Annotated in this window: 24 protein-coding genes; 13 read left to right on the top strand and 11 right to left on the bottom strand. The window is 56.8% G+C overall.

What is annotated here, in order from left to right; translation table 11 throughout:
• Positions 1-177: 177 nt before the first annotated feature.
• Complete coding sequence (locus QN378_RS15195; protein WP_323549772.1) at positions 178-1,854, bottom strand: VRR-NUC domain-containing protein; 1,677 nt, start codon at positions 1,852-1,854, stop codon at positions 178-180.
• Between the two features lie 119 nt (positions 1,855-1,973).
• Here QN378_RS15195 and QN378_RS15190 point away from each other — a divergent pair, with 119 nt between their 5' ends.
• Positions 1,974-2,489, top strand: a complete 516-nt coding sequence (locus QN378_RS15190; protein WP_322204392.1) for a nucleoside 2-deoxyribosyltransferase — start codon at positions 1,974-1,976, stop codon at positions 2,487-2,489.
• 32 nt (positions 2,490-2,521) lie between these two features.
• On the opposite strand, the gene QN378_RS15185 is transcribed toward QN378_RS15190, so the two are convergent.
• The gene (locus QN378_RS15185; protein WP_322204394.1) at positions 2,522-2,749 is read right to left on the bottom strand and encodes a hypothetical protein; all 228 of its coding nucleotides are present in this window, start codon (positions 2,747-2,749) and stop codon (positions 2,522-2,524) included.
• 266 nt (positions 2,750-3,015) lie between these two features.
• On the opposite strand from QN378_RS15185, the gene xth reads away from it, so the two are divergent.
• The gene (gene xth, locus QN378_RS15180) at positions 3,016-3,804 is read left to right on the top strand and encodes an exodeoxyribonuclease III (protein WP_322204396.1); all 789 of its coding nucleotides are present in this window, start codon (positions 3,016-3,018) and stop codon (positions 3,802-3,804) included.
• A 79-nt stretch (positions 3,805-3,883) separates the two neighbouring features.
• On the opposite strand, the gene QN378_RS15175 is transcribed toward xth, so the two are convergent.
• Positions 3,884-5,128 carry an AGE family epimerase/isomerase gene (locus QN378_RS15175; RefSeq protein ID WP_322206890.1) on the bottom strand — a complete coding sequence of 415 codons (1,245 nt, stop codon included), beginning with the start codon at positions 5,126-5,128 and terminating at the stop codon, positions 3,884-3,886.
• Positions 5,129-5,368: 240 nt separating this feature from the next.
• Here QN378_RS15175 and QN378_RS15170 point away from each other — a divergent pair, with 240 nt between their 5' ends.
• Both QN378_RS15170 and QN378_RS15165 read left to right on the top strand, forming a co-directional pair.
• The gene (locus tag QN378_RS15170) at positions 5,369-6,910 is read left to right on the top strand and encodes an FAD-dependent oxidoreductase (RefSeq protein ID WP_323549776.1); all 1,542 of its coding nucleotides are present in this window, start codon (positions 5,369-5,371) and stop codon (positions 6,908-6,910) included.
• A gap of 20 nt (positions 6,911-6,930) precedes the next feature.
• On the top strand, positions 6,931-7,077 hold the full coding sequence (locus tag QN378_RS15165) for a hypothetical protein (RefSeq protein ID WP_323549777.1): 147 nt from the start codon (positions 6,931-6,933) through the stop codon (positions 7,075-7,077).
• An 80-nt stretch (positions 7,078-7,157) separates the two neighbouring features.
• Here QN378_RS15165 and QN378_RS15160 read toward each other — a convergent pair whose 3' ends face one another.
• Positions 7,158-8,237 carry an MBL fold metallo-hydrolase gene (locus tag QN378_RS15160; protein WP_323549778.1) on the bottom strand — a complete coding sequence of 360 codons (1,080 nt, stop codon included), beginning with the start codon at positions 8,235-8,237 and terminating at the stop codon, positions 7,158-7,160.
• Between the two features lie 180 nt (positions 8,238-8,417).
• Between QN378_RS15160 and QN378_RS15155 the strand changes: the two genes are divergently transcribed.
• A complete protein-coding gene (locus QN378_RS15155; protein ID WP_322204405.1) occupies positions 8,418-9,038 on the top strand; it encodes a TetR/AcrR family transcriptional regulator in 621 nt (206 codons plus the stop codon).
• On the opposite strand, the gene QN378_RS15150 is transcribed toward QN378_RS15155, so the two are convergent.
• Positions 9,039-9,944, bottom strand: coding sequence for a LysR family transcriptional regulator (locus tag QN378_RS15150; protein WP_322204407.1), 906 nt, complete (start codon positions 9,942-9,944; stop codon positions 9,039-9,041).
• A 121-nt stretch (positions 9,945-10,065) separates the two neighbouring features.
• Here QN378_RS15150 and QN378_RS15145 point away from each other — a divergent pair, with 121 nt between their 5' ends.
• Positions 10,066-10,824: an SDR family NAD(P)-dependent oxidoreductase gene (locus QN378_RS15145; RefSeq protein WP_322204409.1), complete on the top strand. Its 759-nt coding sequence runs from the start codon at positions 10,066-10,068 to the stop codon at positions 10,822-10,824.
• A gap of 33 nt (positions 10,825-10,857) precedes the next feature.
• Here QN378_RS15145 and QN378_RS15140 read toward each other — a convergent pair whose 3' ends face one another.
• Positions 10,858-11,544 carry a DJ-1/PfpI family protein gene (locus QN378_RS15140; protein ID WP_322204411.1) on the bottom strand — a complete coding sequence of 229 codons (687 nt, stop codon included), beginning with the start codon at positions 11,542-11,544 and terminating at the stop codon, positions 10,858-10,860.
• A gap of 131 nt (positions 11,545-11,675) precedes the next feature.
• On the opposite strand from QN378_RS15140, the gene QN378_RS15135 reads away from it, so the two are divergent.
• The gene (locus tag QN378_RS15135; protein ID WP_323549782.1) at positions 11,676-12,677 is read left to right on the top strand and encodes a GlxA family transcriptional regulator; all 1,002 of its coding nucleotides are present in this window, start codon (positions 11,676-11,678) and stop codon (positions 12,675-12,677) included.
• Positions 12,659-14,125 (top strand): D-aminoacylase, encoded by a 1,467-nt coding sequence (locus tag QN378_RS15130; RefSeq protein ID WP_323549784.1) that lies wholly within the window; start codon positions 12,659-12,661, stop codon positions 14,123-14,125. The genes QN378_RS15135 and QN378_RS15130 overlap by 19 nt, the downstream gene beginning before the upstream one ends.
• A gap of 60 nt (positions 14,126-14,185) precedes the next feature.
• On the opposite strand, the gene fahA is transcribed toward QN378_RS15130, so the two are convergent.
• Both fahA and hmgA read right to left on the bottom strand, forming a co-directional pair.
• Positions 14,186-15,487 carry a fumarylacetoacetase gene (fahA, locus tag QN378_RS15125; protein ID WP_323549786.1) on the bottom strand — a complete coding sequence of 434 codons (1,302 nt, stop codon included), beginning with the start codon at positions 15,485-15,487 and terminating at the stop codon, positions 14,186-14,188.
• Complete coding sequence (gene hmgA, locus QN378_RS15120; protein WP_323549788.1) at positions 15,484-16,791, bottom strand: homogentisate 1,2-dioxygenase; 1,308 nt, start codon at positions 16,789-16,791, stop codon at positions 15,484-15,486. Before hmgA ends, fahA begins: the two co-directional genes overlap by 4 nt.
• 194 nt (positions 16,792-16,985) lie before the next feature.
• On the opposite strand from hmgA, the gene QN378_RS15115 reads away from it, so the two are divergent.
• Positions 16,986-17,783 carry an IclR family transcriptional regulator gene (locus QN378_RS15115; RefSeq protein ID WP_322204421.1) on the top strand — a complete coding sequence of 266 codons (798 nt, stop codon included), beginning with the start codon at positions 16,986-16,988 and terminating at the stop codon, positions 17,781-17,783.
• Positions 17,784-17,800: 17 nt separating this feature from the next.
• Here the strand turns inward: QN378_RS15115 and hppD are convergent, their stop codons facing one another.
• The 3 genes from hppD to glcC all read right to left on the bottom strand — a co-directional run bounded on the left by hppD (position 17,801) and on the right by glcC (position 20,549).
• Entirely contained in the window at positions 17,801-18,889 is a 1,089-nt protein-coding gene (gene hppD / locus QN378_RS15110) for a 4-hydroxyphenylpyruvate dioxygenase (RefSeq protein WP_322204424.1), read from the bottom strand.
• Positions 18,890-19,030: 141 nt separating this feature from the next.
• Entirely contained in the window at positions 19,031-19,663 is a 633-nt protein-coding gene (maiA, locus tag QN378_RS15105; protein ID WP_322204426.1) for a maleylacetoacetate isomerase, read from the bottom strand.
• Between the two features lie 124 nt (positions 19,664-19,787).
• Positions 19,788-20,549: a transcriptional regulator GlcC gene (glcC, locus tag QN378_RS15100; protein ID WP_322204428.1), complete on the bottom strand. Its 762-nt coding sequence runs from the start codon at positions 20,547-20,549 to the stop codon at positions 19,788-19,790.
• Between the two features lie 241 nt (positions 20,550-20,790).
• On the opposite strand from glcC, the gene glcD reads away from it, so the two are divergent.
• The 4 genes from glcD to QN378_RS15080 are packed head-to-tail and all read left to right on the top strand — an operon-like array spanning position 20,791 to position 25,033.
• On the top strand, positions 20,791-22,290 hold the full coding sequence (gene glcD, locus QN378_RS15095; RefSeq protein ID WP_322204430.1) for a glycolate oxidase subunit GlcD: 1,500 nt from the start codon (positions 20,791-20,793) through the stop codon (positions 22,288-22,290).
• The gene (glcE, locus tag QN378_RS15090) at positions 22,290-23,381 is read left to right on the top strand and encodes a glycolate oxidase subunit GlcE (protein ID WP_322204432.1); all 1,092 of its coding nucleotides are present in this window, start codon (positions 22,290-22,292) and stop codon (positions 23,379-23,381) included. Before glcD ends, glcE begins: the two co-directional genes overlap by 1 nt.
• A 2-nt stretch (positions 23,382-23,383) precedes the next feature.
• On the top strand, positions 23,384-24,601 hold the full coding sequence (glcF, locus tag QN378_RS15085; protein ID WP_322204434.1) for a glycolate oxidase subunit GlcF: 1,218 nt from the start codon (positions 23,384-23,386) through the stop codon (positions 24,599-24,601).
• Positions 24,602-24,631: 30 nt separating this feature from the next.
• Entirely contained in the window at positions 24,632-25,033 is a 402-nt protein-coding gene (locus QN378_RS15080; RefSeq protein WP_322164993.1) for a heme-binding protein, read from the top strand.
• Positions 25,034-25,107: the final 74 nt, after the last annotated feature.

Below are 25,107 nucleotides of genomic sequence, written 5' to 3'. Positions count from 1 at the left end.
GGGGGGGCTGGTGGCAGCGGTAGCAAGTAACTACTTTGCGGTAAAAACGGGTCACTTTTGCACTAGGGCGACCCGTTTTGAAACGTAGTAGAGATGATCGAGGCTGTCATAAGCGTGTGCAAGAACTGGTGCTTCCAGGTCATTGTCGTAGTGGGCTTAATGAAAAAGAACCGGTGCTCAGGCTGCCGGATATATGGCCAGCGACTCTTTTGCCCATTGCACGTAACACACCACCACTGGCATACCATGTTCAGTGCAGAAATCCAGCCAACGCAACTGATTGTCCTGTAGACGGTCGCCGGGCCCTTTGACTTCGATCATGCGGTAACGCTGCTGGGCCGGATAAAACTGGATCAGGTCGGGCATGCCCGTGCGATTGGCTTTGATGTCCATCAGCAACCGCAGAAACCATCGGCGCAGATGCTCGGCGGGCAAGCACTGCAACGCGTGGTCTAACAGCTCTTCAGTCAATGTGCCCCAAAATACAAACGGCGATTGCAGGCCTTGTTTGTTTTGGAAGTGTTGGCGAACAGTAGTCTGATACGCCCCAGAATCCAGCTGTCGCAGGCAATCGTCAAACAATGTTGCTCGGCGTTGATAGAAATCAGGGCTATACAGATCGCTGGGCGCACTGTGAAACGGGTGAAAAAACGCCCCGGGTAGCGGAGCAAAGATGGCCGACCAACAGAGCAATCCAAACAGCGAGTTAATCAGCGTATTTTCGACGTAGTAAACCGGTCCGGCATCATCGGCCAAGTGCCGCTGAATCATGTGCTCAACGCTTAGCTCCAGGTTCTGAGGCACCGTTATATCAAGACGACTCAGCACATTGGCACGGCGTCGGCGCGGGCTCTGCAAACCCAACCGGCGTTGTAGTCGCGGCAATATGCGTAACAAGCCCTGAGCCTCGGCAGCATTTTCAGGCGCTGTTTGGGCGCTCTCGAGCAATGCCATGGCCCCTAGGACGTCAGCACTGCGTTCCAGCACCCGAATCCGTCGCAGTCGGGCACCGGGGTAATTGCCCTGCTCATAAACCGATAAGGCCAGCGCCCAGTCCTGCAACCGTTCGGCCCGTTGACCTATCTGGAACAGCAGCTTGGCTCGGCGCATATTCAGCCACGGACTGCGACTCTCGACCGCGAGCGCTTGCTGGGCCAAAGTTGTCAGCGTTTCCACCGTCAGTGATAGCTCCAACGTTTGCCGACATAGGTGCAGCTGCAAACAGGTGTCGATGTCTGCGCGTTCATTGATACCGCGAGATTCTGCGCTGAATTCGACTTTTTCGTAGCGGTAAACCCCTAGATCGGCGAGCACAAACTCCGACCATTCTTGGTGCAAATTGCCGAAATACAACAGCCGTAACCGTTCGCAGAGCGCCATGACAGTAAGGCCGTACACCGGTTCATTGAACGTGCTGTGCCACTGATCAATCGTTTGCGTTTCGGGATAAAGGCCATGTAACTGTTCAAGCATTACGGTTTTTTTTTCAGTATTTTTTAATCCATGCGCCTTAAAACACGTAACGACCTCGGCCTTGCGCAACAGCCCGAAGAGCTCATCCAGGCTAGTTAGGGGTCGCGGGTTTACCCAGCCATTTTCCAGCAACGGTTGCACGGCCGCCGCTGGGTCGCCAATCTCTGTGTAGCTCAATTTACTGGCGCGAAACAGTGTGCCCTTGCGCATTACCATTCGTACTAGCAAGCCTTGAGCGTTCTGAGGCAGATCGATAAAGTCGCTGATGAACTGGCGCTCGGCGCTGTCCAGCAAATCGGCGTAACGCTCAGCGACCCACTCCAGCACGCGCTGAAAATTGACGAGGTAATAAAACGGGTTGTCTAGGGGAGTACTGTTCACGGAAGTTATTCACAAAGCTGATTTACATTGGCCGATACTGGTTATCCGTACAGATAACAGCGCACGTCCACGGCGGCAAGCTAGAATCGACGCAAGGCGAAAAATTCAAGGTATTTGATATGAAAAAATTATCGGCACCGCAAATCTATCTAGCGGGCTTCGACGTTTTCAGGCCAGACGCCATTGAGCACGGCCACTACCTCAAAGCTCTGTGCGCGAATCAGGGAATAGAGGGTTTGTACCCCTTCGATAACGAAGTCACCGAAGATCGAACGCCAGAGGCCACTGCACAACAGATCTGTGCAATGAACATCGTCATGCTCAGGCGCTGCGAAGGGGTATTGGCCAATTTAAACGTGTTTCGCGGCCTGGAGCCGGACTCGGGCACCGCATTCGAAGTCGGGATGGCGGTAGCACTGGGTAAACCGGTGTGGGCTTATTTCGACCCGATCGGGTCGCTGCGCGAATTGGTAAGTCATGACCCGCAAGGGTTTGATGCAGATGGGTTTATGGTGGAAGACTTCGGCCTGCCGCGCAATTTGATGCTGGCCTGCAGTTGGGCAGGTGTGAGTGCAACGGCCGAAGAAGCGGTGATCGACATGGCGCGGCATATGGCTAAAGGCGGCGCTGTTTGAAATCGCGTCGTCGCCCAGGCAGCACAACGATCTTAGCTCAATGACGACGACCCAACGTCACCGCCATGGGTCGAGTCGAGTTTGTCTGAGTCACTGAATTCTTCAAGTCTCAGGTCTTCCAGATCAAGATCGACGTCGCCGCCGTAGCCGCCGTAACTGTCGTCTTCATCGGCGTCGGCATCGTTAAGCGGCGATTGATCGCCGCCCAATTGAAAAGGTAATGGCTGGATGTGAGTGTCTGCGCAGGCGTTTGCGTTCATCGGGTGTGTCTCCCTCGATCACTGAGATTTGACCACAGGTTAAGCCCATCAGGTGGCGTTAAAAAGCCCTTTGCTGTTACGCAGCACCTAAAGCATGGACGGTGCCGCCGGTAACAAGTAGCCACCAAAGCGCAAAGTCAACGGCGGCGGCTTGCCTGGCAAGTGTTCACTAACGGACAAAAAGACCGCAATGGGCAGTGCAACGCATTGAATCTCTCGCGGCGGCACCTCTCAAAGCACTGAGACCCCATCTGAGACACCAGCCCATGAACCTGCTTAAGATCGCTACGTTCAATATCAATGGCATTCGCGCACGCCTGCCCATTCTGTTGGAGTGGCTGGCACGTGAAGCACCGGATGTAGTGTGTTTGCAGGAATTGAAAGCAACCGACTTGGCGTTCCCTATCAATGACGTTCGGGAGGCGGGTTATGGGGCGGTCTGGCACGGGCAATCGTCTTGGAATGGCGTGGCCATTCTCGCCAAAGGGATGGACCCGCTAGAGATTCGTCGCGGGTTACCGGACAATGAAAACGACACCCACAGCCGGTATCTTGAAGCTGCCGTGCATGGGATCATCATTGGCTGCTTATACCTGCCTAACGGCAATCCCCAGCCGGGGGCAAAATTCGAGTACAAATTGCACTGGTTCCAAAAGCTGATCGAGCATGCTGCGGGCTTGTATGACAGCGGCCACCCGGTGGTGCTGGCTGGTGACTACAACGTGATACCCACCGATCAAGACATCTACAACACCCGTTCATGGCTAAAAGATGCGCTGCTACAGCCGCAAAGCCGCGAATGCTTCCAACGCCTGCTGGCTCAAGGCTGGACCGATGCCCTGCGCACCCACTACCCGGATGAACGGATCTATACCTTCTGGGATTATTTTCGCAAACACTGGGAAACTAACTCTGGCTTGCGCATTGACCATCTGCTGCTCAACGCCGAGCTTGCGCCAAGATTGAAAAACGCTGGCGTCGACCGCTGGCCGCGAGACCTGCCCCACGCCAGCGATCACGCGCCAACATGGGTTGAACTGACGATTGATGAGTGACACGCCTCACTCTAAGCGCCCTTGGCGAGCACAGGTCTGGCCAACGAATTTTCGCCTGAAAAATTAAGGTCTTTTGAGCTCACCTAATCCGAGCGAGGCCCATGGCCAGGCTGGGTGTCAGTGCCAGCAAGGGCAACAGCGTCGCTTGGTACGCGTGATACAGGTCTGGTTTGCCGGGCCAGATATCGGCGCTGGGCTGGTTATGTGGGTTTAGCTCGTGAAGCCAGCTGCCATTTATGCGGTCGATGAAGAAGGTTTCGTTGAATTCCCAGAACAGCCGATACCAGTCCTCGTACTGTTTTTCGCCGGTACGCTGCAACAACGCCGCTGCTGACGCGCAGGCTTCAGCGTGAGTCCAGTGCAGACGGTGACGCACCACCGGACGGTTTTGCCAGTCCAGGGTGTAGACAATGCCAGGAGCTCCGTCGACATTCCAGCCATTCTGGCAAGCGCCTTTGAACAATAACGTGGCATCTTCAAGCAACCAATGCGGCGTCGGCAGTTTCGCTTGTTGGCGTGCCGCTTCAAGGTGCAGCAACAACCGTGACCATTCGAAAGCGTGGCCCGGGGTCGTGCCGAAAGGCCGAAAACCGTCCGCCGGGTTGTCCTGGTTGTAATCAGGCAGAGCCTGCCAATTCAGACTGAAATGCTCCACCACTTGAAAGCTGTTGGCAGCAGCATGGGTATGAATCACCCTTTCGACAATACTCAGAGCACGGTCCAACCATTTGCTGTCGCCAGTGACATCGGCCAGTGCCAAAAAAGCTTCGGTGCCGTGCATATTGCTGTTAGCGCCGCGATAGGCCTCTTCATGACTCCAGTCGCGGGCAAAGGACTCTCGCAAGGCGCCCTCTTCTGTGCTCCAGAAATGCGTTTCCAACACATCTATAGCGTCCGCCAGCAATTCAGATGCGCCGGGGCGGTCGGCGACTACCGCCGAGCTGGCGGCCAGTGCGACGAACGCATGCAAATAGGCAGCTTTTGCGTCATCAGCGCCACTGGCCAGCGGAGTGGCGAACCAGCCGCCATGCTCGGCGTCGCGAAGCGGGCCACGGAGCGCCGCAATGCCATGATCAATCAACGCGGCACAGCCTGGAATACCGGCGATGTGCGCCAAGGCAAAACTATGAGTCATGCGCGCCGTGTTCATGGTTTCGGCCTGGGCGTGCTCGGGCAGATGCCCTTCATCATCCAGATTGCCGAAACCTTGCGGTAGTTTTGCGGCCTTGGCAAACGCCAATAGTCGATTGCCCTCCCGCGACAACCAATCCGCGTGGCCCGGCGCCTTCAACCAGCTGCTGAAACCGCGACTAACCTCTTCCATCGACAACAGTGCCTCCGTGACAGCAGATTCGGCAGCTGACGGTAAAGCCGTCAGCAAAGGCCAGATCATGCGTGCCGAGACTGGCCGGGTGCAAGCGCGGGAATGTCACCCAGCGTCACCGTTCAGGTAGGGGCGCTTCTCCGACGAACGTAGCCGAGTTGCAGGCAGGCAACGGTCATTTTCACTGAACCTCACCCAAGACGCTGACTCATAAGGGGAACAACCTCCTGGAGAATGCTCATGGCCCTACATCCAGTCGCCCGTTTCGCCGACCTAAGCCATGACGGGGGTACCCAAGTCGAAATTGGCGAGCAGAAATTTTTGTTGCTGCGGCTTGGCGATGAGGTCCGTGCTTATCAAGCTCTATGCCCCCACGCCGGCGCGCCTCTAGTTGATGGAGCAGTGTGCAACGGCAGGCTGATTTGCCCCTGGCACAAAGGGACATTTGCCATCGAAGACGGCACGTTATGTGAACCACCCGCTCTGGATAACCTGAAGCGCTACCCGGCGTATGTAGTGGATGGCGAAGTGCGAATCGACGACAACCCCCTACTGACGTCCGCCGCCGTTGTGAAGGATGAACGCTGCTTTGCAATTATTGGCGCTGGGGCTGCTGGGACCGCCGCGGCGTCTGCATTAAGGGCAAAAGGCTTTGGCGGTCGCCTGCTGTTGATCGACCGTGAGGCCCAACCCGGTTACGACCGCACCGCGCTAAGTAAGTTTGTCATCGCTGGGGAAATGAAACCGGACAAAATCCCGCCCCTGCGCGATGAAGCTTTTTACCGCCAGCACCGTATCGAGCGAATTCATGGCGAGGTCACCCGGCTGGAGGTTGCCAGCAAACGCTTGACGGTGCGCCTGAATGAGACAGGTGAGCAGCCGTTTGAGTACCACGCTGCGCTGTTGGTCACCGGCGCAGAACCCCATTCACTGGACGTGCCCGGCGCCAAGTTGCCAGAGGTGTTGCTACTGCGCACAAGACAGGACGCAGAGTGGATCTTGCACGCAGCGCCTCCTTGCGCTCAAGCGGTGATTATCGGCGACAGCTTTATTGGGTTAGAAGCGGCTTCGGCGTTGCGCAAACGCGGGATGTCGGTGACCGTAATAGCGCGGCATCAAGCACCGTTCAGCGCGCAATTTGGCGAACGTATCGGGCGCGCTATTCGTCACTTGCATGAACAAAACGGCGTGTTGTTTCGTACCCACGTGGACGTGACACGTTTTGAAGGCGCTGGGCATCTTGAGTCGGTGGTACTCGATACCGGCGAGCGGCTCCAAGCTGAATTAGCCCTGATCGGTATCGGTGTCAGCCCGGCGATTGAATGGGTCGAGGGCGTCAATCGAGAACACGACGGTTCCCTACGAGTGGATGGGGGCATGCAAGTCGCCGAGGGCTTATGGGCAGCAGGCGACATCGTTACCTTCCCATTGTCTGGCAAGCCGCATCGCATCGAACATTGGCGACTGGCCCAACAACAGGCGCGGATCGCGGCGCACAACATGCTAGGCGCTCATGAACAATACGCCGACGTGCCGTTTTTCTGGACCTACCACTTTGGCAAACGCTTCGATTACCTGGGCCACGCCGAAACGTGGGACGACATCGTCTTTGAAGGCTCGCCGGAACACTACAACTTCATCGCCCTGCTAAGCCAGAACGGTATGGTTGCTGCCATCGTCGCCTGCCAATATCAACGGGCGATGGCGTTATTTGCCGAACGAATGAAGCAGCCACTAGCGGTCGATGAAGCGCGGCGATTGATTCGCTCTCTTAGCCAGTAACCACCATAGAGGCTCCTAGCATGATTCAAAAGACCAAACGCAGCGGCACTACTCAAACACCAAAAGAGGTCGGTGATGTGGGCGAACACAATAAAAAGCTCAACCAACAGGGTGAAAAACCGCGCCCCACTACCCCACCCGATCCCAAGGACCTTTCCTCGACATAGGCGGATTGGGATTGTCGGTGAATCGTTGGTACGAAGCCCTGTTGCAGCACGCGGAGTTTCCCCCTCAAACATGATAGTTCCTACAAACCCCGAATCCCGTGACGCTCCGCATTGCCTGGACTTGTCTCAACCACCCCTTCAACCCCTAACCACCAGGCATGCCCGCGGGTGGGATAATCCAGGTAGAACGGCTGGCCCATCTGCGGCGTGCTGATGGCAATATTTTTTTCCCAAGCCAGCGCCAGGATGCGATCGAACGGTTCATGCCAGGCGTGCATCGCCAAATCGAAGGTGCCGTTGTGAATCGGCAAGAGCCAACGCCCGCGCAGATCAATGTGCGCTTGCAGTGTTTGCTCGGGCTGCATGTGGACATCGGGCCAGTCGACGTTGTAGGCGCCGGTTTCCATCAGCGTGAGGTCAAATGGGCCAAAGCGGTCGCCGATGTGTTTAAAACCGTTGAAATACCCACTGTCCCCGCTGAAGAAGATTTTCTGGTTGTTATCGACCATCACCCACGATGCCCATAACGTTCTATTGCCGTCGAGCAACGTACGCCCGGAAAAGTGTTGCGATGGCGTGGCCACAAAGGTTAAGCCACCCACTTCAGTGGATTGCCACCAATCCAGTTGCTGCACTTTCTCTGCCGGCACGCCCCACTCAATCAAGGTGTCGCCCACCCCTGTAGGCGCCAGGAAGTGTTCGGTTTTGTGGATAAGCGCCTTGATTGCCATGTGATCGAGGTGGTCGTAATGGTTATGCGAAAGAATCACAGCCTTGATCGGCGGCAGTTCGTCGAGACTGATGGGTGGCTGATGGAAACGCTGCGGGCCGGCCCATTGCACGGGAGATGCACGCTCAGCGAACACCGGATCAGTCAGCCAGAACTGGTCACGCAGCTTGAGCAATACCGTTGAATGACCCAAACGGAACACACTGTTATTAGGCGCCGCTAGCAGTTGCTGACGGGACAGCGGTTGCACCGGGATGTCGCCCGCTGGGCGGGTGTGCGAAGGCTTTCCAAAAAGCGCCATCCAAAATAAACGCAGGGTTTTCAGAAATCCCAATCGGTGTGTTGGGGCGTGGTTACGGTAGCGCCCTTCCTGCTGAAAAGAATCCAACACAGGGGCGGCGACTTTAACGAATTGCGGTGTCTTGGTCATGAGAAGCTGACTCCAAGGAGCAGGACGGGATTCCTGGATCTTGACGAACGAGGATGACAGGTAGAGTGTCCAGCGGGAACAACTACACTACACAGTGTAGTTTTAAGCTTGCAACAACCCGGGTGACAAGTAAACTGCAAAGTGTAAATTTTTCAATCCGCCCGTCTGAAGCGAATTTTTATGAAAGCTCCCCTGCGCCTGACCGACCGTAAACGTGAAGCCATTGTCTTGGCGGCGATTGCCGAATTTCGCGTCAATGGGTTCGACGTCACCAGCATGGACAAAATTGCCGCAGTGGCACAAGTCTCCAAGCGCACGGTGTACAACCACTTTCCGAGCAAGGAGGAACTGTTCTCCGAAATTCTGCAACGGCTATGGACCAGCAGTACCGATCTGCAAGATATGACTTACCACCCCGAGCGCCCGCTACGCGATCAACTCAAGGCATTGTTGGAATCAAAAATGCGAACGCTGGCTGACAGCAACTTCATTGATCTGGCGCGCGTGGCTATTGCTGCCACAATTCATTCTCCAGAGCGCGCGCAAAACATGGTCTCACGCCTAAATGAACGGGAAGAAAGCTTCACTGCCTGGATCCGCGCAGCGCAACTGGACGGCCGTTTCAAAGCCGTTGACCCCAGCTTCGCCGCGACCCAGATTCACGCCCTGATAAAAGCGTTTGCCTTCTGGCCACAGATCACTCAAGGCGCTGAAACGTTGGCTTCCTGCGCTCAAGAATCGGTGATGGAATCCACGCTGAGCCTGTTTCTGGGGTGGTATGAAATCCCGACAGCCCAGTAATTAAGTCTCCTGCACATACTCGCGAAACAACGCCTCAAGCCATTGCATGAAAATTCTCAGCCGCTCCGGTACGTGCTGCTGCCGGGCGTAGAGCAGCGACACCTCCATTGGCGCGGGCACGTAATCAGGTAATATCGACACGAATTCGCCGCTGGCCAGAAACTCGCGCGCGCCCATCCGTGGAACCTGCACCAGACCAAGGCCCGCACGGCAGGCGGATTCGTAGGTTTCGGTGTTATTGACCGTAATACAGCCCGCCATAGGCAGCCGTCGCACTTTACCGTTGTGCAGGTATTCAAACCCATCGGAGCGTGCGCCCAAAACCCCCACGTAATGAACCAGCCGATGCTGGGCCAAATCTTCGAGGGCGATTGGCACCCCATACGCGCGTAGATAACTCGGGCTCGCGCAATTGATCATCGTGACCCGCCCAATCGACCGAGCGATAACCGATTGATCCGGTTGTGCGCCCACTCTCAACACACAATCAAACCCTTCCCGCACTAGATCAACCCGACGATCGGTGCTGCTGATTTCCAGATCGATTTGCGGATGACGGCGAACGAACTCAGGCAGCCGTGGCATAAACAATTTGCGTGCCAATGAACTGGGCATGTCCACCCGCAAACGTCCGGCCAATACCGCACCCTCCTGTCGAAATAAACCTTCGAGTTCGTCCATGTTCGACAGCAAACTTTTGCTACGGTCATACAGCACCAAACCGTCTTGGGTAACCTGCACTTTGCGGGTGGTGCGGTGCAATAACTGCGTGCCCATCAAGACTTCCAGCGCCTGCACGTGCTCGGAAACCGTTGATCGCGGCAGGCCCAGGCTTTCCCCGGCTTGAGTAAAACTCGACAGCTCGGTGACCCTGACGAATGTTTTCAGTAATTCAAGTTTGTTCATCGCCAACCCTTGGATTGTTCGAAATATTCGATCAGTGATTCCGATTTAGCCCTATTTATCATGAAGCGGCGGATAAATACACTACGTCCACCGCATCACTCTTGCGCAAAAGGAACACACAATGACCCGTAAAATCGCACTCATCACCGGAGCCAGCCGTGGCCTCGGCAAAAGCACCGCCCTGCACTTGGCGGCCCAAGGCATCGACATCATTGGTACGTTTCACAGCAACACCACTGAATCTCAAGCCGTTACCAAGGAAATCGAGCGCCTCGGCAGCCGCGCCGTCATGCTGCAACTGGACGTCGGCGACAGCAGCACTTTTGCTGGGTTTACCTCATTGGTCAGTGACGCGCTCAACAGCAATTTTTCTCGGGATTCATTCGACTTTTTGATCAACAACGCCGGTACCGGTATAGACGCCAGCTTCGCCGAGACCAGTGAAGAGCAATTCGACCAGATGATGAATGTTCATCTCAAAGGTCCGTTTTTCCTGACTCAACGTCTGCTCCCGATGATTGCGGACCAGGGCCGGATTGTTAATATTTCCTCAGGTTTGACCCGCTTTTCCATGATCGGCAAAGCGGCCTACGCAATAATGAAAGGCGGTATTGAAGTGCTGACCCGTTATCAAGCGCAAGAGCTGGGGCCACGGGGTATTCGGGTCAACACCTTGGCGCCGGGCGCTATCGCTACCGACTTCGGCGGCGGATTGGTACGTGACAATCCACAGGTTAATCAACATATTGCCTCTGGCACCGCGTTAGGCCGGGTGGGTTTGCCTGACGACATCGGCGGTGCAATTTCCATGCTATTGGCCGATGGCAACGGTTGGGTCAACGGTCAGCGCATCGAAGCCTCCGGTGGCGTTTTCCTGTGATTGAGTGTTCTTGAGCCCGGCGGCGCTGAAGGCTCAGGCGCTGTGCAGTCTGGCGGCAACCCGCGCTATCACCTGCTGACGGTTGGCCAGCGACGCCGCACCGCGTTTGACGGCCAACGCCAGCACCTCAGCGGGCGCCGTCTCGGGATGCCCTGCATTAAACGGCGGCGCAGGCGCATATTCCAGTTGCAGTTGGGTGGCTTGGGCTTCCAGCGCACCGAACAATTCCCCAGCCAAGGTCAGCGCGAAATCGATCCCCGCCGTGATCCCTCCGCCCGTCATCAGGTTGCCATCACGAACCACCCGCGCCTGCACCGGAACCGCCCCGAGCGCTTCGAGCAATCCGTGTGACGCCCAATGCGTGGTCGCGCGCCGGCCCCGCAACAAACCCGCCGCTCCCAACACCAATGCGCCAGTGCAGACCGAGGTCACAAAGCGCGCACCCTGCGCCTGACGTTGAATGAACGCCAGCGTCTCGGCGTCCTCCATCAACGCATCGACACCCTTCCCCCCAGGAATACAAATCACGTCCAGAGGCGGACAGCTTTCAAAAACAGTATCGGGCATTAGGGTCAGTCCGGTGCTGGAACGAATCGGCGCAAGCGTCTTCCAAACCAGGTGCACGGTCACGTCAGGCAACGACGCGAATACTTCATAGGGCCCGGTCAGGTCCAGCTGTTGCACGTTAGGAAATACCAGTAAACCGATGTGAAGCGCCATGCGATGTCTCCTTCTCTGGGTATGCCGTGGTGTGGGTGATGGACGAAACCACTGTAGTCCGCTAGCCTTTGGCAGATACGCCAGACACCCCACATTTTCCGCCAACATGCTTCGTTGGCGCGGAGCCTGCCATGACCACCCCACTTAAAACCGTGCATCTGCTGGCCTTTCCCGACGTGCAATTGCTAGACGTTTGCGGCCCGCTGCAGGTATTTGCCACGGTCAACGACTTGATGCGCAAGCAAGGCCGTGGCCTGGTTTACGCACTTCAGGTGATCGCCGCCGAACCGAACTCGGTGGTTTCATCGGCAGGCTTGGGATTGCTGACCGCGCCGTTGCCCGGAGCTGATGACCCCTCCGATACTTTGATCATCGCGGGCGGTCGGGGCGTTAATGCTGCGGCTGAAAACCTGGAGTTGCTGAGCTGGTTACGTGGGCAAGCGACAACGGCAAGGCGACTGGCGTCGGTGTGCACCGGTGCGTTTTTGCTGGCGGCGGGCGGGATGCTGGATGGACGGCGGGTGGCTACGCATTGGAGCCGTTGCGATGAACTGGCGCTACGCTATCCAGCACTGCGAGTAGAGCCTGATCCTATTTTCATCAACGACGGTATGGTCTGGACTTCCGCGGGGGTGACAGCGGGCATTGATCTGGCGTTAGCGCTAGTGGAAGAGGATCTGGGCCAGGAATTGGCGTTGGCCATTGCTCGACATCTAGTGGTATTCCTTAAACGTCCCGGTGGGCAATCGCAGTTCAGCGCGACCCTTGCGTTACAGAAAAGCGCCGGGCGCTTCGCTGAACTTCATGCCTGGATTGCCGACAACCTCAGCGGCGACTTATCAGTCGCCGTCCTTGCCGAACGGGTCGGCATGAGTGAACGCAGTTTCGTCCGTCACTACCGCGCCGAAACCGCAAGCACCCCGGCGCGGGCTATCGAACAGCTTCGCGTAGAAGCTGCACGGCGCCTGCTGAGTGATAGCGTCCTGCCGATCAAACGCATTGCCAACCGCTGTGGATTTGGCACTGAAGAGACATTGCGCCGCAGCTTTTTAAGAGCCGTCGCGATTACACCTCAGGCGTACCGTGAACGGTTTTCGACCACAGGGAGACAGACATGCTCTACGACTTACTGATCCGCAACGTACTGGTCATCGACGGCAGCAACAGTCCGGCCTACCCTGCCGACGTGGCCATCCATGGAGGCCGAATTCAACGTATTGGCAAGCTCGATGATGTGTCGGCCAAGGACGAAATTGACGCCAATGGCCGGGTATTGGCACCGGGATTTATCGACGTCCACACCCACGACGACACCGTGGTTATTCGCACACCTCAAATGCTGCCGAAAATCAGCCAAGGTGTCACCACGGTGATCGTTGGCAACTGCGGAATCAGTGCTTCACCTGTGAGTCTGTTGGCTGAGCCGCCGGACCCGATGAACTTGCTGGGCACCGCCGCTGCTTTTATTTACCCGCGTTTCAGCGATTACCGCGCGGCAGTAGACGCCGCCCGCCCCGCCGTCAACGTCGCGGCGCTGATCGGTCATACCGCCTTGCGCAGCAACCATCTGGATGATCTGCACCGCACCGCCACCCCGGCGGAAATCGCTGCCATGCGTACCCAGTTGCGCGAAAGCCTTGAGGCCGGTGCACTGGGGCTTTCTACAGGTTTGGCTTACGCCTCGGCGTTTTCGGCGGACACCGACGAAGTGCTGCAACTGGCCGAAGAGCTGACCGCATTCGGCGCGCTGTATACCACGCATTTACGCAGTGAATTTGAGCCCGTGTTGGAGGCGATGGACGAAGCGTTCCGCATTGCGCGTCACGCCAAAGCGCCGGTAGTGATTTCGCACTTGAAATGCGCTGGTGCCGGTAATTGGGGCCGCAGTCCGCAACTGCTCGCTGCACTGGAAAGCGCCGCACACACCCACCCGGTAGGCTGCGATTGTTACCCGTATGCCGCCAGTTCCTCGACGCTTGATCTCAAACAAGTCACCGACGCCTTCCGCATTACCATTACTTGGTCGACGCCGCATCCTGATCAAAGCGGTCGCGATTTGATCGACATCGCCAATCAGTGGGGCCTTTCATTGCTGGACACCGCACGCACATTGCAGCCTGCGGGCGCGGTGTATTACGGCATGGACGAAAGCGACGTGCAGCGTATTCTGGCGCACCCGTTATCGATGATTGGCTCTGACGGTTTGCCCGAAGACCCGTTTCCGCATCCGCGTTTGTGGGGCGCGTTTCCTAGAGTGCTGGGACACTTCAGCCGCGACCTGGGCCTGTTCCCGTTGCACACCGCCGTACATAAAATGACCGGTCTTTCAGCGGCACGTTTTGGCTTGCATGAGCGGGGAGAAATTCGCGAAGGGTATTGGGCCGATCTGGTCCTGTTTGATCCAACACGCATCCGTGACGTTGCCGACTTTAATGACCCACAACGCGCCGCCGAGGGGATTGATGCCGTGTGGGTCAATGGTCAGTTGAGCTACGCCGAAGGGCAGGTCCAAGGCAATCGGCAAGGACGCTTCTTGCCGCGCAGCGGGTCGTTGAATATTGGGTTTGACCGCGAGTTTTGATTCCCCTGCTTAGCTCCTTCGCAGGCTGGCCTGCGAAGGCCATTTCAAAAGGCACTCCATTCAAGCGCCGAGCACAACACCTCGACATTCGCCAAAGCCAATCGACGCATAACCTTCACGGTGACAGCGCGCGCGGAAGATCACTTCATCGCCGGTTTCCAGGAAGCGCCGCGATTCACCGCTGGCCAATGCCAGCGCGGTTTTTCCGCCGTCGCTGATTTCCAGCAAGCTACCAAACTGCCCCGCGTGCGGCCCGGATAACGTCCCGGTACCCAACAAATCACCTGGCTGCAATTTGCACCCATTGACGCTGTGGTGCGCCACCATTTGTGCGACGGTCCAGTACATGTTTTGCGTATTGCTCAAGGCCAGACGCTGAGGCGCTATGCCTTGCTCTTTCATCTGCTGGGTGAGTAGCAACACTTCCAGTTCGATATCCAATGCCCCGTCCCGTTGATCGCCAGCGTCGAACAGGTACGGCAAAGGTTGCGGATCGCCCGCTGGTCGCGCCGGTTGCGCGGTGCGAAACGGAGCCAAAGCCTCTGCCGTCACTACCCAGGCGGAGATACTGGTGGCAAAGCTCTTGGACAAGAACGGCCCCAATGGCTGGTATTCCCAAGCTTGTAAGTCGCGAGCCGACCAGTCATTAAGTAAGCAAAACCCGGCAATATGCTCGGCAGCATCACCGATGGCGATTGCCTCGCCCAACGCATTACCCGGACCTATCCACACGCCCATTTCCAGTTCGTAATCCAGGCGTTTACTCGGGCCAAACTCGGGAACCGTCGCGCCCGGGGCCAAGGTCTGGCCGTTAGGACGTTTGACCGGGGTCTCTGAAATACAAATGGTCGACGCACGACCGTGGTATCCGATAGGCACGTATTTGTAGTTGGGCAGCAGCGGATTATCCGGGCGAAACAGCTTGCCGACGTTCATCGCATGATGGATACCAACGTAAAAATCGGTGTAATCACCGATGCGCGCTGGTACATGCATCACGCAGTCGGCCATGGGGTGCAGCAAGGTTTCAGCCAAGGGCTGCAAGCGTGAAAGTTGCGGGCTCGCATGGTCGAGTAAGTGCAACAGCTCATTGCGCAACGCCCTACGGGCAGGCGAACCCAAGGCAAAAAAGTCATTGAGCTGATCACGACTGGCGGCTTCTGCAGCATCAAAGGCGGCGCCGTTAAAAAAGCCCGCACTTAATGCTGCTCGCAGGTCGAAAATCATTTCGCCGATGGCCACGCCACCGCGCTTGCTCAGACCGTCTCGGCTGAACACACCCAGCGGCAGGTTGTGTAACGGGAAATCGCTGTGGCCGTTGGCCGAGATCACCCAGCTAAGGGTATTCGATGGAGACGTCATGCTTGGGTTCCCGAATCAAAGGTTTTGGCCATGCCTGACCAACAGGCATCGTAGTCAGTTTGCAGTTGCGGGCAGTCGAGGGCATGGCGGCTAGGACGCAGCACTTTGCCGGTCTCGAGCATGAACGCCATGGTGTTGTCGATTTTCTGCGGCGTTAATTCGGCAGCGATGGCTTTTTCTGCGGTGGCATTATCCGGCCCGTGGGCGCTCATACAGTTATGCAACGACGCGCCGCCGGGGATGAAACCCTCTGCCTTGGCATCGTAAGCGCCTTCAATCAACCCCATGAACTCATTCATTAGATTGCGATGGAACCACGGTGGCCGAAAGGTTTTTTCAGCAACCATCCAGCGCGGCGGAAAGATTACAAAATCGACGTTGGCCTGACCCTGAACTGAACTGGGCGCGGTCAACACGGTAAAGATCGACGGGTCCGGATGATCAAAACTCACCGAACCCACGGTATTGAAACGGCGTAAATCGTACTTATACGGCACGTTGTTGCCATGCCACGCCACCACATCGAACGGCGAATGATCAAGTTGCGTAGCCCACAGTTCGCCGAGAAATTTCTGCACCAGCAGTACTGGCTCCTCTCGGTCTTCGAACTGCGCAACAGGTGTCAGAAAATCCCGTGGATTAGCCAAGCCATTGCTGCCAATCGGCCCCAGATCCGGCAGGCGCAACGCGCAGCCATGATTCTCACAAACATAGCCGCGGGCGCTCGCGTCGAGTAGGTGAACACTAAATTTCAAACCACGGGGCAGCACGACAATTTCTTGCGGCTCGATCTCCAGCACGCCCAATTCAGTGATCACTCGTAAGCGACCAACTTGGGGCACGATCAACCATTCACCGTCAGCATTGAAGAACGCGCGGTCCATTGAGCGGTTGGCGCAGTAGACATACACACTTACGCCTTCGACCTGATCCGCCGCGGCCGTGCTGGCAAGGTTGATTAAGCCATCAAGGAAATCAGTGGGCGCTGATGGGATTTCGAACGCGTCCCAGCGCAGCCTGTTGGGGGTAATCGGGCCAAGCTGTTGCCCGACAATCTGCCTCGACAAGCGCTCAAAGCGGGGGTGTGCCGCCGATGGCTTGATTCGATATAACCAGGTTCGACGGGCTTCGGCACGCGACACGGTGAACGCTGTACCGGAAAATTGCTCGGTGTACAGACCATGGGAATGTTGCTGCGGGGAGTTCTGCCCGCGCGGTAACGCGCCGGGCAGAGCTTCGCTGCTGAACTCGTTACCGAAGCCGCTTTGGTAGGCCAAGGATTCAAAAGAGTGGGCTGTGAGCATCTCGACCTCTGTAGAAGATTCTGTAGATACCGTCTTGTTGGCAAAGCGGCAGAAACTGACACACCGCGTAAGCCCTAGCGCCACCCAGGTGGCTCTCAAGACTTTTAACGTAATTGAATTACGCATAACGTAATTTGAGTTTGTGATGAGGTCAAGCTATAAAGCAGCCTTCCCAGACCGGCGCGTACTTGTTCATGACAGCGGAAATCGAAAGTCCAGCAGGCGCACGTCAGCAAAAAGTCCAAGCGGCTGAAGTCGGTGTTGGCATTCTCAAAGCATTGGCTGAGCTGGCGCCTGCGACCTCATTGTCGAAATTGGCTGAGCATGTGGGCATGCCGGCGAGCAAGGTTCATCGTTACCTGCAAGCGTTAGTCGCCAGCGGTTTCGCCGAACAAAACGCCGTCACCAACCACTATGGCCTGGGGCGTGAAGCCTTGCTGGTGGGGCTGGCGGCGCTCGGACAACTGGACGTATTGAAAACCGCTGCGCCGCACCTTTGCGCGTTGCGTGATGACCTCAACGAAACCTGCTTTCTCGCGGTATGGGGCAATAAAGGACCCACCGTGGTCTACGTCGAACAGTCCATAGGCGCGGTGACGCTGGTCACCCAGATCGGCTCGGTGCTGCCACTGCTCAGCTCTTCCACTGGCTTGGTGTTCAACAGTTTTCTACCGGCCAATGAAACAGCGGCGCTGCGTGAGCCGGAGTCAGCCCAACTGAATGCCCGGCAATTGAAAGACGTCGTAAAACACCTCAAGGACATCCGCAGCACTGGGGTGCATCAGATTCACGGGATGTTGATGGCGGGAGTGAATGCCGTATCGTCACCGGTTTTCGCCATGGGCAACAAGCTGGCGGGAGTGGTTACAGTGGTGGGATCGGCTTCGGGGTTCAACGGAGAGGCGCAAGATCAGGCCGCGCAGAAACTGCTGAAAACTGCCCAGGATATAAGCCTGAGAATGGGTGGCAGTTTTCAGCTTTTAAATCTGTAGGGTGGTTAGCGTGGGGCTTAGTCAGCCGTCAGCACCCCACGCCTGACCTGATCGCGCTCAATGGATTCAAACAACGCCTTGAAGTTGCCTTCGCCGAAACCGTCATCGCCTTTGCGCTGGATGAACTCGAAGAACACCGGCCCCATCAGGGTTTCCGAGAATATCTGCAACAGCAATCGTCGCTCGCTGCCGTCTGACGAGCCATCGAGCAATATCCCGCGGGCTTGCAATTGGTCCTGCGGCTCGCCGTGATTTGGCAAACGCCCTTCGAGCATCTCGTAATAGGTACTTGGTGGCGGTGTCATGAAGCGCATGCCGATGGCTTTCAAGGCGTCCCAGGTTTTAATCAAGTCGTCGGTAAAAAACGCGACATGCTGGATGCCTTCGCCATTGAACTGCATCAAAAACTCTTCGATTTGACCAGCGCCTTTCGACGACTCTTCGTTCAACGGGATACGGATCATGCCGTCCGGCGCGCTCATGGCTTTTGAGGTCAGGCCGGTGTACTCGCCTTTGATGTCGAAATAACGAAGTTCGCGGAAATTGAACAGCTTCTCGTAAAAATTCGCCCAATACGCCATGCGCCCGCGATACACGTTGTGGGTCAAGTGGTCGATGAACTTCAGGCCGGCGCCGGCCGGGTGGCGCTCCACGCCTTCGATGAAGTTGAAGTCGATATCGTAAATCGAGGTCCCTTCACCGAAGCGGTCGATCAAGTACAAAGGTGCACCACCAATGCCCTTGATCGCCGGTAGCCTCAGTTCCATTGGTCCCGTAGCGATTTCTACCGGTTGAGCGCCCAATTCCAAGGCGCGGCTGTAAGCCTGTTGCGCATCCTTGACCCGAAACGCCATGCCGCACACTGACGGGCCATGCTCGGCCGCAAAATAAGACGCGACGCTGTGGGGTTCATTGTTGAGGATGATATTGATCTCGCCCTGGCGGTACAGCGAAACGTTTTTCGAGCGGTGATTGGCAACCTTGGTGAAGCCCATGATCTGGAACACGGGCTCCAAAACGTTCGGAATCGGCGAAGCAAACTCGATAAACTCAAAGCCCATAAGGCCCATCGGGTTCTCGTATACATCAGTGTTGAGATCAGCCATGACATGGCTCCTTGCAGTAGAGAGAAAAAACAAAAACGAATCGTTCTCTACAAAGGCGGCGCGCAAGAGATGCCGCGTACACTGCGGGCGAGAAAATCGCCGAAAATCAGCTGTAAGCCCAGGACTCTCATGTTGAATGGATCACTCTGGCTTGTCGGATTGCGCATCGGGGTGCGCAGACTGGAAAGCAGTATGTTGCAACGCCAGGCGCTCGACTCGGCAGATCTTCGGATAGCCGGTCAAATCGACGTTGAAGCGCCGAGCGGCGTACAGCTGTGGCAGCAAAAATATGTCGGCTAGCCCCGGTTCACCGAAGCAAAACCCCTCTTCGCCTATAAGCGCTTCGACAGCGCTGAAACCCTCGGTAATCCAGTGGTCGATCCACGCGATCACCTCCGGCTCCGGGCTTCCCGACCCACGCAAGCGCTTCAACACCGAGACATTGTGCAGCGGATGAATATCACAGCCGATCAGGGCCGCAACGGCCCGTTGTTGCGCGCGCTGGATCAAATTTGCTGGCAACAAGGGCGGCTGCGGATAGCACTCTTCGAGGTACTCAATGATAGCCGACGACTGAATGATCACTTCGCCGCTGTCCAACCGCAACGCAGGCACCCGACCCTGAGGATCAATGGCGAGGTAATCAGGCTTTAGCTGTTCACCGCCGTCGCGGATCAAGTTAACCGCAATCGACTGGTACGTCAGGCCCTTCAGCGCTAAAGCGATTCGCACTCGATAACTCGAGGTTGAGCGGTAATAGGTAAATAAGTCCACGGGGCGGCCTGCTTCGTTGCACGTTTTTATGTTCGTAATTTGATTACGCAATGCGTAAGTTGATGGAGACAAGGGGGTGATGTCAAGTTGGGAGAATACTGACCCACCCCGGAAGCGTCGCCAATCACGTCCACCCCTCCAACCGCAACGTCGAGCGCACCAAGCGATCTTCCTCGTTCTCGATTTCCTTGAGGTTCTCGCTGATGCTTTGAATGTGCGCAATCGCCGCCTTGCGCGCTTGCTCGGGAAGCCTTCCTGTAACCGCGTTATAAAGTCGCGCATGCTGGCGGTCGATTTGGCGCTTCTGCGGCTCACGGTGGTACAGATTGTTGACCGAAGCGAACACCGTATTGAGTAGCAGGTCCGTCAGCGAGCGCAGGGTCTGGACCAGCACCGGGTTATGCGACGCTTCACAAATTGCCAGGTGAAACGCATGATCCAGTCGCGCATGCCCCGATGCCTCCAGCGGTTGGCCGTGGGCCGCGATCAACGCTTCGTAGCTACGGGTGATCAACACAAAATCGGCGTCGGTGCCGCGCAAGGCTGCCAAGCGTGCGGACTCCCCTTCCAGCAGGCTGCGCACTTCAAACAGGTCGTACAGCGTGCGCGGCTGCGAACCGAACAGGTGCATCAGCGGCGACGTGGCGGTATGGCCCGACAGCTGCGCGACGAACGAACCTTTACCCTGCTCTGTGTCAATAATCCCCCGCGCGCGGAGCAACTTCAGGCCTTCACGCAGCGCCGTGCGAGACACGCCAAGCTTCTCCGTCAAACGCCGCTCGGACGGCAAAATCTGCCCGGTTTTCAACACGCCGTCGACGATCAAGCGTTCGATACGCTCGCACACAACATCGGCCACCTGCGGCGCACGTGGTACAGAAGACATACTCAATCCTGCTCTCCACTGGTATGACCAGTCATAAACATCACAACACCTTTATCAATTCAGCAAGTTAACCACTTGAAAAACAGCATTTTTTTTAATAAACATTGATTCTCCAGTCAAAAAAACTGGTTCGACCACTTCCGTAAGTCATGGACAGTACTGCGCTCACAGCCAATGATGCAAGTCAGTGGATCAGCCACACGATCTCCAATAAAAAACAACACAGGGTTGTCAGCCCACCATGAACATTCTCTACGACGAACGCGTCGACGGTGTATTGCCCCCTTCTGATAAGGCCGGTCTGTACCTGGCATTGCGCGAACAGATGCCAGATTTGGACATTCTCCACCGCGAAGAAGAGCTCAAACCTTACGAATGCGACGGTTTGTCTGCGTATCGCACCGTGCCGATGCTAGTGGTCTTACCCCAGCGCATCGAGCAAGTACAGACCCTGCTCAAGTTGTGTCACCAACGCCAGGTACCGGTTGTGGCCCGAGGCGCTGGCACAGGATTATCCGGTGGCGCATTGCCGCTGGAAAAAGGCGTATTGCTGGTAATGGCGCGTTTCAACCAAATTCTTGAAATCAACCCTGCTGCGCGCTTCGCCCGTGTCCAACCCGGCGTGCGCAATCTGGCGATATCTCAAGCGGCGGCACCGTTCGACCTTTATTACGCGCCAGACCCCTCCTCGCAAATTGCCTGTTCCATTGGCGGCAACGTCGCGGAAAATGCCGGTGGCGTGCACTGCCTAAAATACGGTCTGACCGTGCACAACCTGCTCAAAGTCGAGATCCTCACGGTCGATGGCGAACGCATGACCCTCGGTTCTGAAGCGTTAGACTCACCGGGCTTTGACCTGCTGGCGCTGTTTACCGGCTCCGAAGGCATGCTTGGGATCATCACTGAAGTCACGGTTAAATTGCTGCCTAAACCGCAAGTCGCACGCGTGTTATTGGCCGCGTTTGATTCGGTGGAAAAAGCCGGCCGGGCGGTAGGCGATATTATTGCAGAAGGCATTATCCCCGGTGGTCTGGAGATGATGGACAACCTGGCGATCCGTGCAGCTGAAGATTTTATTCATGCTGGTTATCCGGTGGACGCCGAAGCCATCTTGCTGTGCGAACTGGACGGCGTCGAAGCCGACGTGCATGACGATTGCGAGCGGGTTCGCCGAGTGCTGGAAAACGCCGGTGCCACCGAAGTACGTCTGGCCCGGGATGAAGCCGAACGCGTCAGGTTTTGGGCCGGACGCAAAAATGCCTTCCCGGCCGTCGGGCGTTTGTCTCCAGATTATTACTGCATGGACGGCACGATTCCGCGCCGTGCATTACCCGGAGTGCTAAAAGGCATCACCGCGCTGTCCGAAGAATACGGCTTGCGGGTGGCCAACGTGTTTCACGCCGGCGACGGCAATATGCACCCGTTGATTCTGTTCGATGCCAACCAACCCGGCGAGCTAGACCGTGCCGAAGCGTTGGGCGGCAAAATTCTTGAGCTGTGTGTCAAGGTCGGCGGCAGCATCACAGGTGAACATGGCGTCGGCCGCGAAAAAATCAACCAGATGTGCGCTCAGTTCAACAGCGACGAGCTGACCCTATTTCATGCGGTGAAAGCGGCGTTTGATCCCAGCGGCCTGCTCAACCCCGGCAAAAATATTCCTACCCTGCATCGGTGCGCTGAATTTGGCGCCATGCATGTACACATGGGCAAGTTGCCCTTCCCAGAATTGGAGCGTTTTTAATGCTCGCTCATAAAGATCACACCCAGCCTGATCTCGACGCCAGCGCCACGCTGCTGGAGCAAGTCAATCAGGCCTATCAAAATGGCACACCGCTGCGGATTCAGGGCGGTAACAGCAAATCATTTTTGGGTCGCGAAGTCTTCGGAGAAATTCTCGATACCCGCGCCCATCGCGGTATTGTGACTTACGACCCGACCGAACTGGTGATCACCGCCCGCGCCGGAACCCCGCTGCACGAATTGAACGCCGCGCTGGAAGCGGCTGGGCAAATGCTGCCATGCGAACCACCCAGCTTCAGCCAAAACGGCATCGGTGACGCAACGATTGGCGGCGTGGTGGCGACCGGGCTTTCCGGGCCACGCCGCCCATGGTCGGGTTCAGTGCGTGACTTCGTGCTGGGTACACGGGTGATAACCGGCTTGGGTAAACATTTGCGCTTTGGTGGCGAAGTGATGAAAAACGTCGCCGGTTATGACCTCTCTCGGCTATTGACCGGTAGCTTTGGCTGCCTTGGCCTGCTGACCGAAGTGTCGCTGAAAGTTCTGCCAAAGCCGCGAAAATGCATCAGTATCGCCTTGGAAATGGACACTGAACATGCCCTGCGCAGGCTTGCCGAATGGGGCCAGCAGCCGATTCCGATCAGCGCCGCCAGCCATGACGGTCGTGTATTAAGATTACGACTCGAAGGTGGGGAAGGTTCGGTAGCGGCAGCCCACGATCGCCTCGGCGGTGAATTGCTCGACACCCAGTACTGGAGCGACCTCAACGAGCAGCGCCTGAGCTTTTTCGATGAAGGTCAAACCTTGTGGCGCCTGTCGCTGCCGAACAATACCGGTGCGTTGGCATTGCCCGGAGAACAGTTGGTCGATTGGGGCGGCGCTCAGCGCTGGTTGAAATCCGATGCCGACGCCGAGCACATTCGCGCCGTCGTCAGTAAACACGGAGGCCATGTGACATGCTTTAGCCACGGCGCCATCGACAGCCCGTTCCAGCCGCTGGCCACGCCTTTGTTGCACTACCATCGCCAGTTAAAAGCTCAACTCGACCCGAAGGGGATTTTCAATCCGGGCCGAATGTACGCAGAGATCTGACCATGCAAACGACATTGAGCGAAAAAGCCAAACAGCTGTCCCGCGCTGAGGAGGCTGAAAGCATTCTGCGCAGCTGCGTGCATTGCGGTTTTTGCAATGCCACCTGCCCGACGTACCAATTGCTGGGCGATGAACTGGACGGCCCACGCGGACGCATTTACTTGATCAAGCAAGTGCTTGAAGGCAATGAGGTCACGGAAAAAACCCAGCTTCACTTGGACCGTTGCCTGTCGTGCCGCAACTGTGAGAGCACGTGCCCGTCCGGCGTCGATTATCACAACCTGCTGGATATCGGTCGCGCGGTGGTTGATCAGGCGGTGCCCCGCCCGCTTAATCAACGGTTGCTGCGCACTGGGTTACGCGCTGTGGTTCCTAATGCGGCGCTGTTTAAAACGCTGATTCAGTTAGGTCGAGCATTCCGTCCGCTAATGCCAAGCGCCCTGAAAGCCAAACTGCCCAAAGATATCCACCCGGCCCGCCTGCGCCCGGCCCCGCAGCATGCTAGGCGTGTGTTAATGCTCGAAGGCTGCGTGCAACCAGGCTTATCGCCTAACACTAACGCCGCCACTGCTCGGGTGCTTGATCGTTTGGGCATTAGCGTTACCCCTATCAGCCAGGCCGGTTGCTGTGGCGCGGTGGACTACCATTTGGATGCTCAGGATGCTGGCTTGAACCGCGCCCGGCGTAACATCGATGCGTGGTGGCCCGGTATTGAAAATGGCGCCGAAGCCATCGTTCAAACCGCAAGCGGTTGTGGCGCGTTTGTCAAAGACTACGGCCATTTGCTGCGGGACGACCCAACCTACGCCAGCAAAGCGCAACGCGTCAGCGCGCTGACCAAAGACCTGGTGGAGGTGCTGCGCGAGGAGCCGCTGGAAAAGCTTGGCGTGAACAGCGATGTGCGCTTGGCGTTTCACTGCCCGTGCACCTTGCAACACGCACAAAAGCTCGGTGGCGCGGTTGAAAGCGTGCTGATCCGACTAGGCTTTAACCTGACCGCCGTGCCCGACGGGCATTTGTGTTGCGGCTCATCCGGCACCTACTCTATTACCCAGCCCGAGTTGTCCAAGCAATTGCGCGACAACAAGATGAACGCGCTGGAAAGCGGCAAGCCGGACGTGATTGTCACTGCTAACATCGGCTGCCAGACCCATTTGGACAGCGCCGGCCGAACTCCGGTCAGGCATTGGATTGAACTCGTCGAAGATGCGCTGCATTAATCGACTAATAACGTTTTATTGGAGAATCAGATGAAAACCAAAGCCGTATTGAGCCAGACCGAAGTTGGCCAGATCCTCGCTGCCGCCCGCGCCGAAGCGCTGAAAAACAACTGGGCTGTGTCGATCGCCGTGGTTGACGACGGCGGCCATCCTTTGGCCATGGAACGTCTGGACGGCTGCGCGCCCATTGGCGCCTACATCGCGATGGAAAAAGCCCGCACTTCCGCGCTGGGCCGTCGCGAATCCAAAGGTTATGAAGACATGGTCAACGGTGGCCGCAACGCCTTCCTGTCCGCGCCATTGCTGACGTCTCTCGAAGGTGGCGTGCCGGTAATCGTTGATGGTCAGGTGATTGGCGCCGTGGGCGTGTCCGGGGTCAAAGCTGACCAGGACGCCCAAGTGGCTAAAGCGGGCGCAGATTGCCTGAAGTAATCATCGTTTAGACCAGTAGGTGCTGTGGGCTGCTGCACAGCTGAACGCAGCACTCGGCGGCCTCCTACAGGGGT

The organism is Pseudomonas sp. 10S5, from assembly GCF_035019745.1.
Lineage (GTDB): Bacteria > Pseudomonadota > Gammaproteobacteria > Pseudomonadales > Pseudomonadaceae > Aquipseudomonas.
Note: the sequence above shows the minus strand (reverse complement) of the source record. Positions and strands in the feature narration are given on the sequence as shown.

Coding starts and splice junctions, on each gene's coding strand:
- QN378_RS15190 (WP_322204392.1), top strand. CDS start 1,974: ATGAAAAAATTATCGGCACCGCAAATCTATCTAGCGGGCTTCGACGTT.
- QN378_RS15185 (WP_322204394.1), bottom strand. CDS start 2,749: ATGAACGCAAACGCCTGCGCAGACACTCACATCCAGCCATTACCTTTT.
- xth (WP_322204396.1), top strand. CDS start 3,016: ATGAACCTGCTTAAGATCGCTACGTTCAATATCAATGGCATTCGCGCA.
- QN378_RS15175 (WP_322206890.1), bottom strand. CDS start 5,128: ATGGAAGAGGTTAGTCGCGGTTTCAGCAGCTGGTTGAAGGCGCCGGGC.
- QN378_RS15170 (WP_323549776.1), top strand. CDS start 5,369: ATGGCCCTACATCCAGTCGCCCGTTTCGCCGACCTAAGCCATGACGGG.
- QN378_RS15165 (WP_323549777.1), top strand. CDS start 6,931: ATGATTCAAAAGACCAAACGCAGCGGCACTACTCAAACACCAAAAGAG.
- QN378_RS15160 (WP_323549778.1), bottom strand. CDS start 8,237: ATGACCAAGACACCGCAATTCGTTAAAGTCGCCGCCCCTGTGTTGGAT.
- QN378_RS15155 (WP_322204405.1), top strand. CDS start 8,418: ATGAAAGCTCCCCTGCGCCTGACCGACCGTAAACGTGAAGCCATTGTC.
- QN378_RS15150 (WP_322204407.1), bottom strand. CDS start 9,944: ATGAACAAACTTGAATTACTGAAAACATTCGTCAGGGTCACCGAGCTG.
- QN378_RS15145 (WP_322204409.1), top strand. CDS start 10,066: ATGACCCGTAAAATCGCACTCATCACCGGAGCCAGCCGTGGCCTCGGC.
- QN378_RS15140 (WP_322204411.1), bottom strand. CDS start 11,544: ATGGCGCTTCACATCGGTTTACTGGTATTTCCTAACGTGCAACAGCTG.
- QN378_RS15135 (WP_323549782.1), top strand. CDS start 11,676: ATGACCACCCCACTTAAAACCGTGCATCTGCTGGCCTTTCCCGACGTG.
- QN378_RS15130 (WP_323549784.1), top strand. CDS start 12,659: ATGCTCTACGACTTACTGATCCGCAACGTACTGGTCATCGACGGCAGC.
- fahA (WP_323549786.1), bottom strand. CDS start 15,487: ATGACGTCTCCATCGAATACCCTTAGCTGGGTGATCTCGGCCAACGGC.
- hmgA (WP_323549788.1), bottom strand. CDS start 16,791: ATGCTCACAGCCCACTCTTTTGAATCCTTGGCCTACCAAAGCGGCTTC.
- QN378_RS15115 (WP_322204421.1), top strand. CDS start 16,986: ATGACAGCGGAAATCGAAAGTCCAGCAGGCGCACGTCAGCAAAAAGTC.
- hppD (WP_322204424.1), bottom strand. CDS start 18,889: ATGGCTGATCTCAACACTGATGTATACGAGAACCCGATGGGCCTTATG.
- glcC (WP_322204428.1), bottom strand. CDS start 20,549: ATGTCTTCTGTACCACGTGCGCCGCAGGTGGCCGATGTTGTGTGCGAG.
- glcD (WP_322204430.1), top strand. CDS start 20,791: ATGAACATTCTCTACGACGAACGCGTCGACGGTGTATTGCCCCCTTCT.
- glcE (WP_322204432.1), top strand. CDS start 22,290: ATGCTCGCTCATAAAGATCACACCCAGCCTGATCTCGACGCCAGCGCC.
- glcF (WP_322204434.1), top strand. CDS start 23,384: ATGCAAACGACATTGAGCGAAAAAGCCAAACAGCTGTCCCGCGCTGAG.
- QN378_RS15080 (WP_322164993.1), top strand. CDS start 24,632: ATGAAAACCAAAGCCGTATTGAGCCAGACCGAAGTTGGCCAGATCCTC.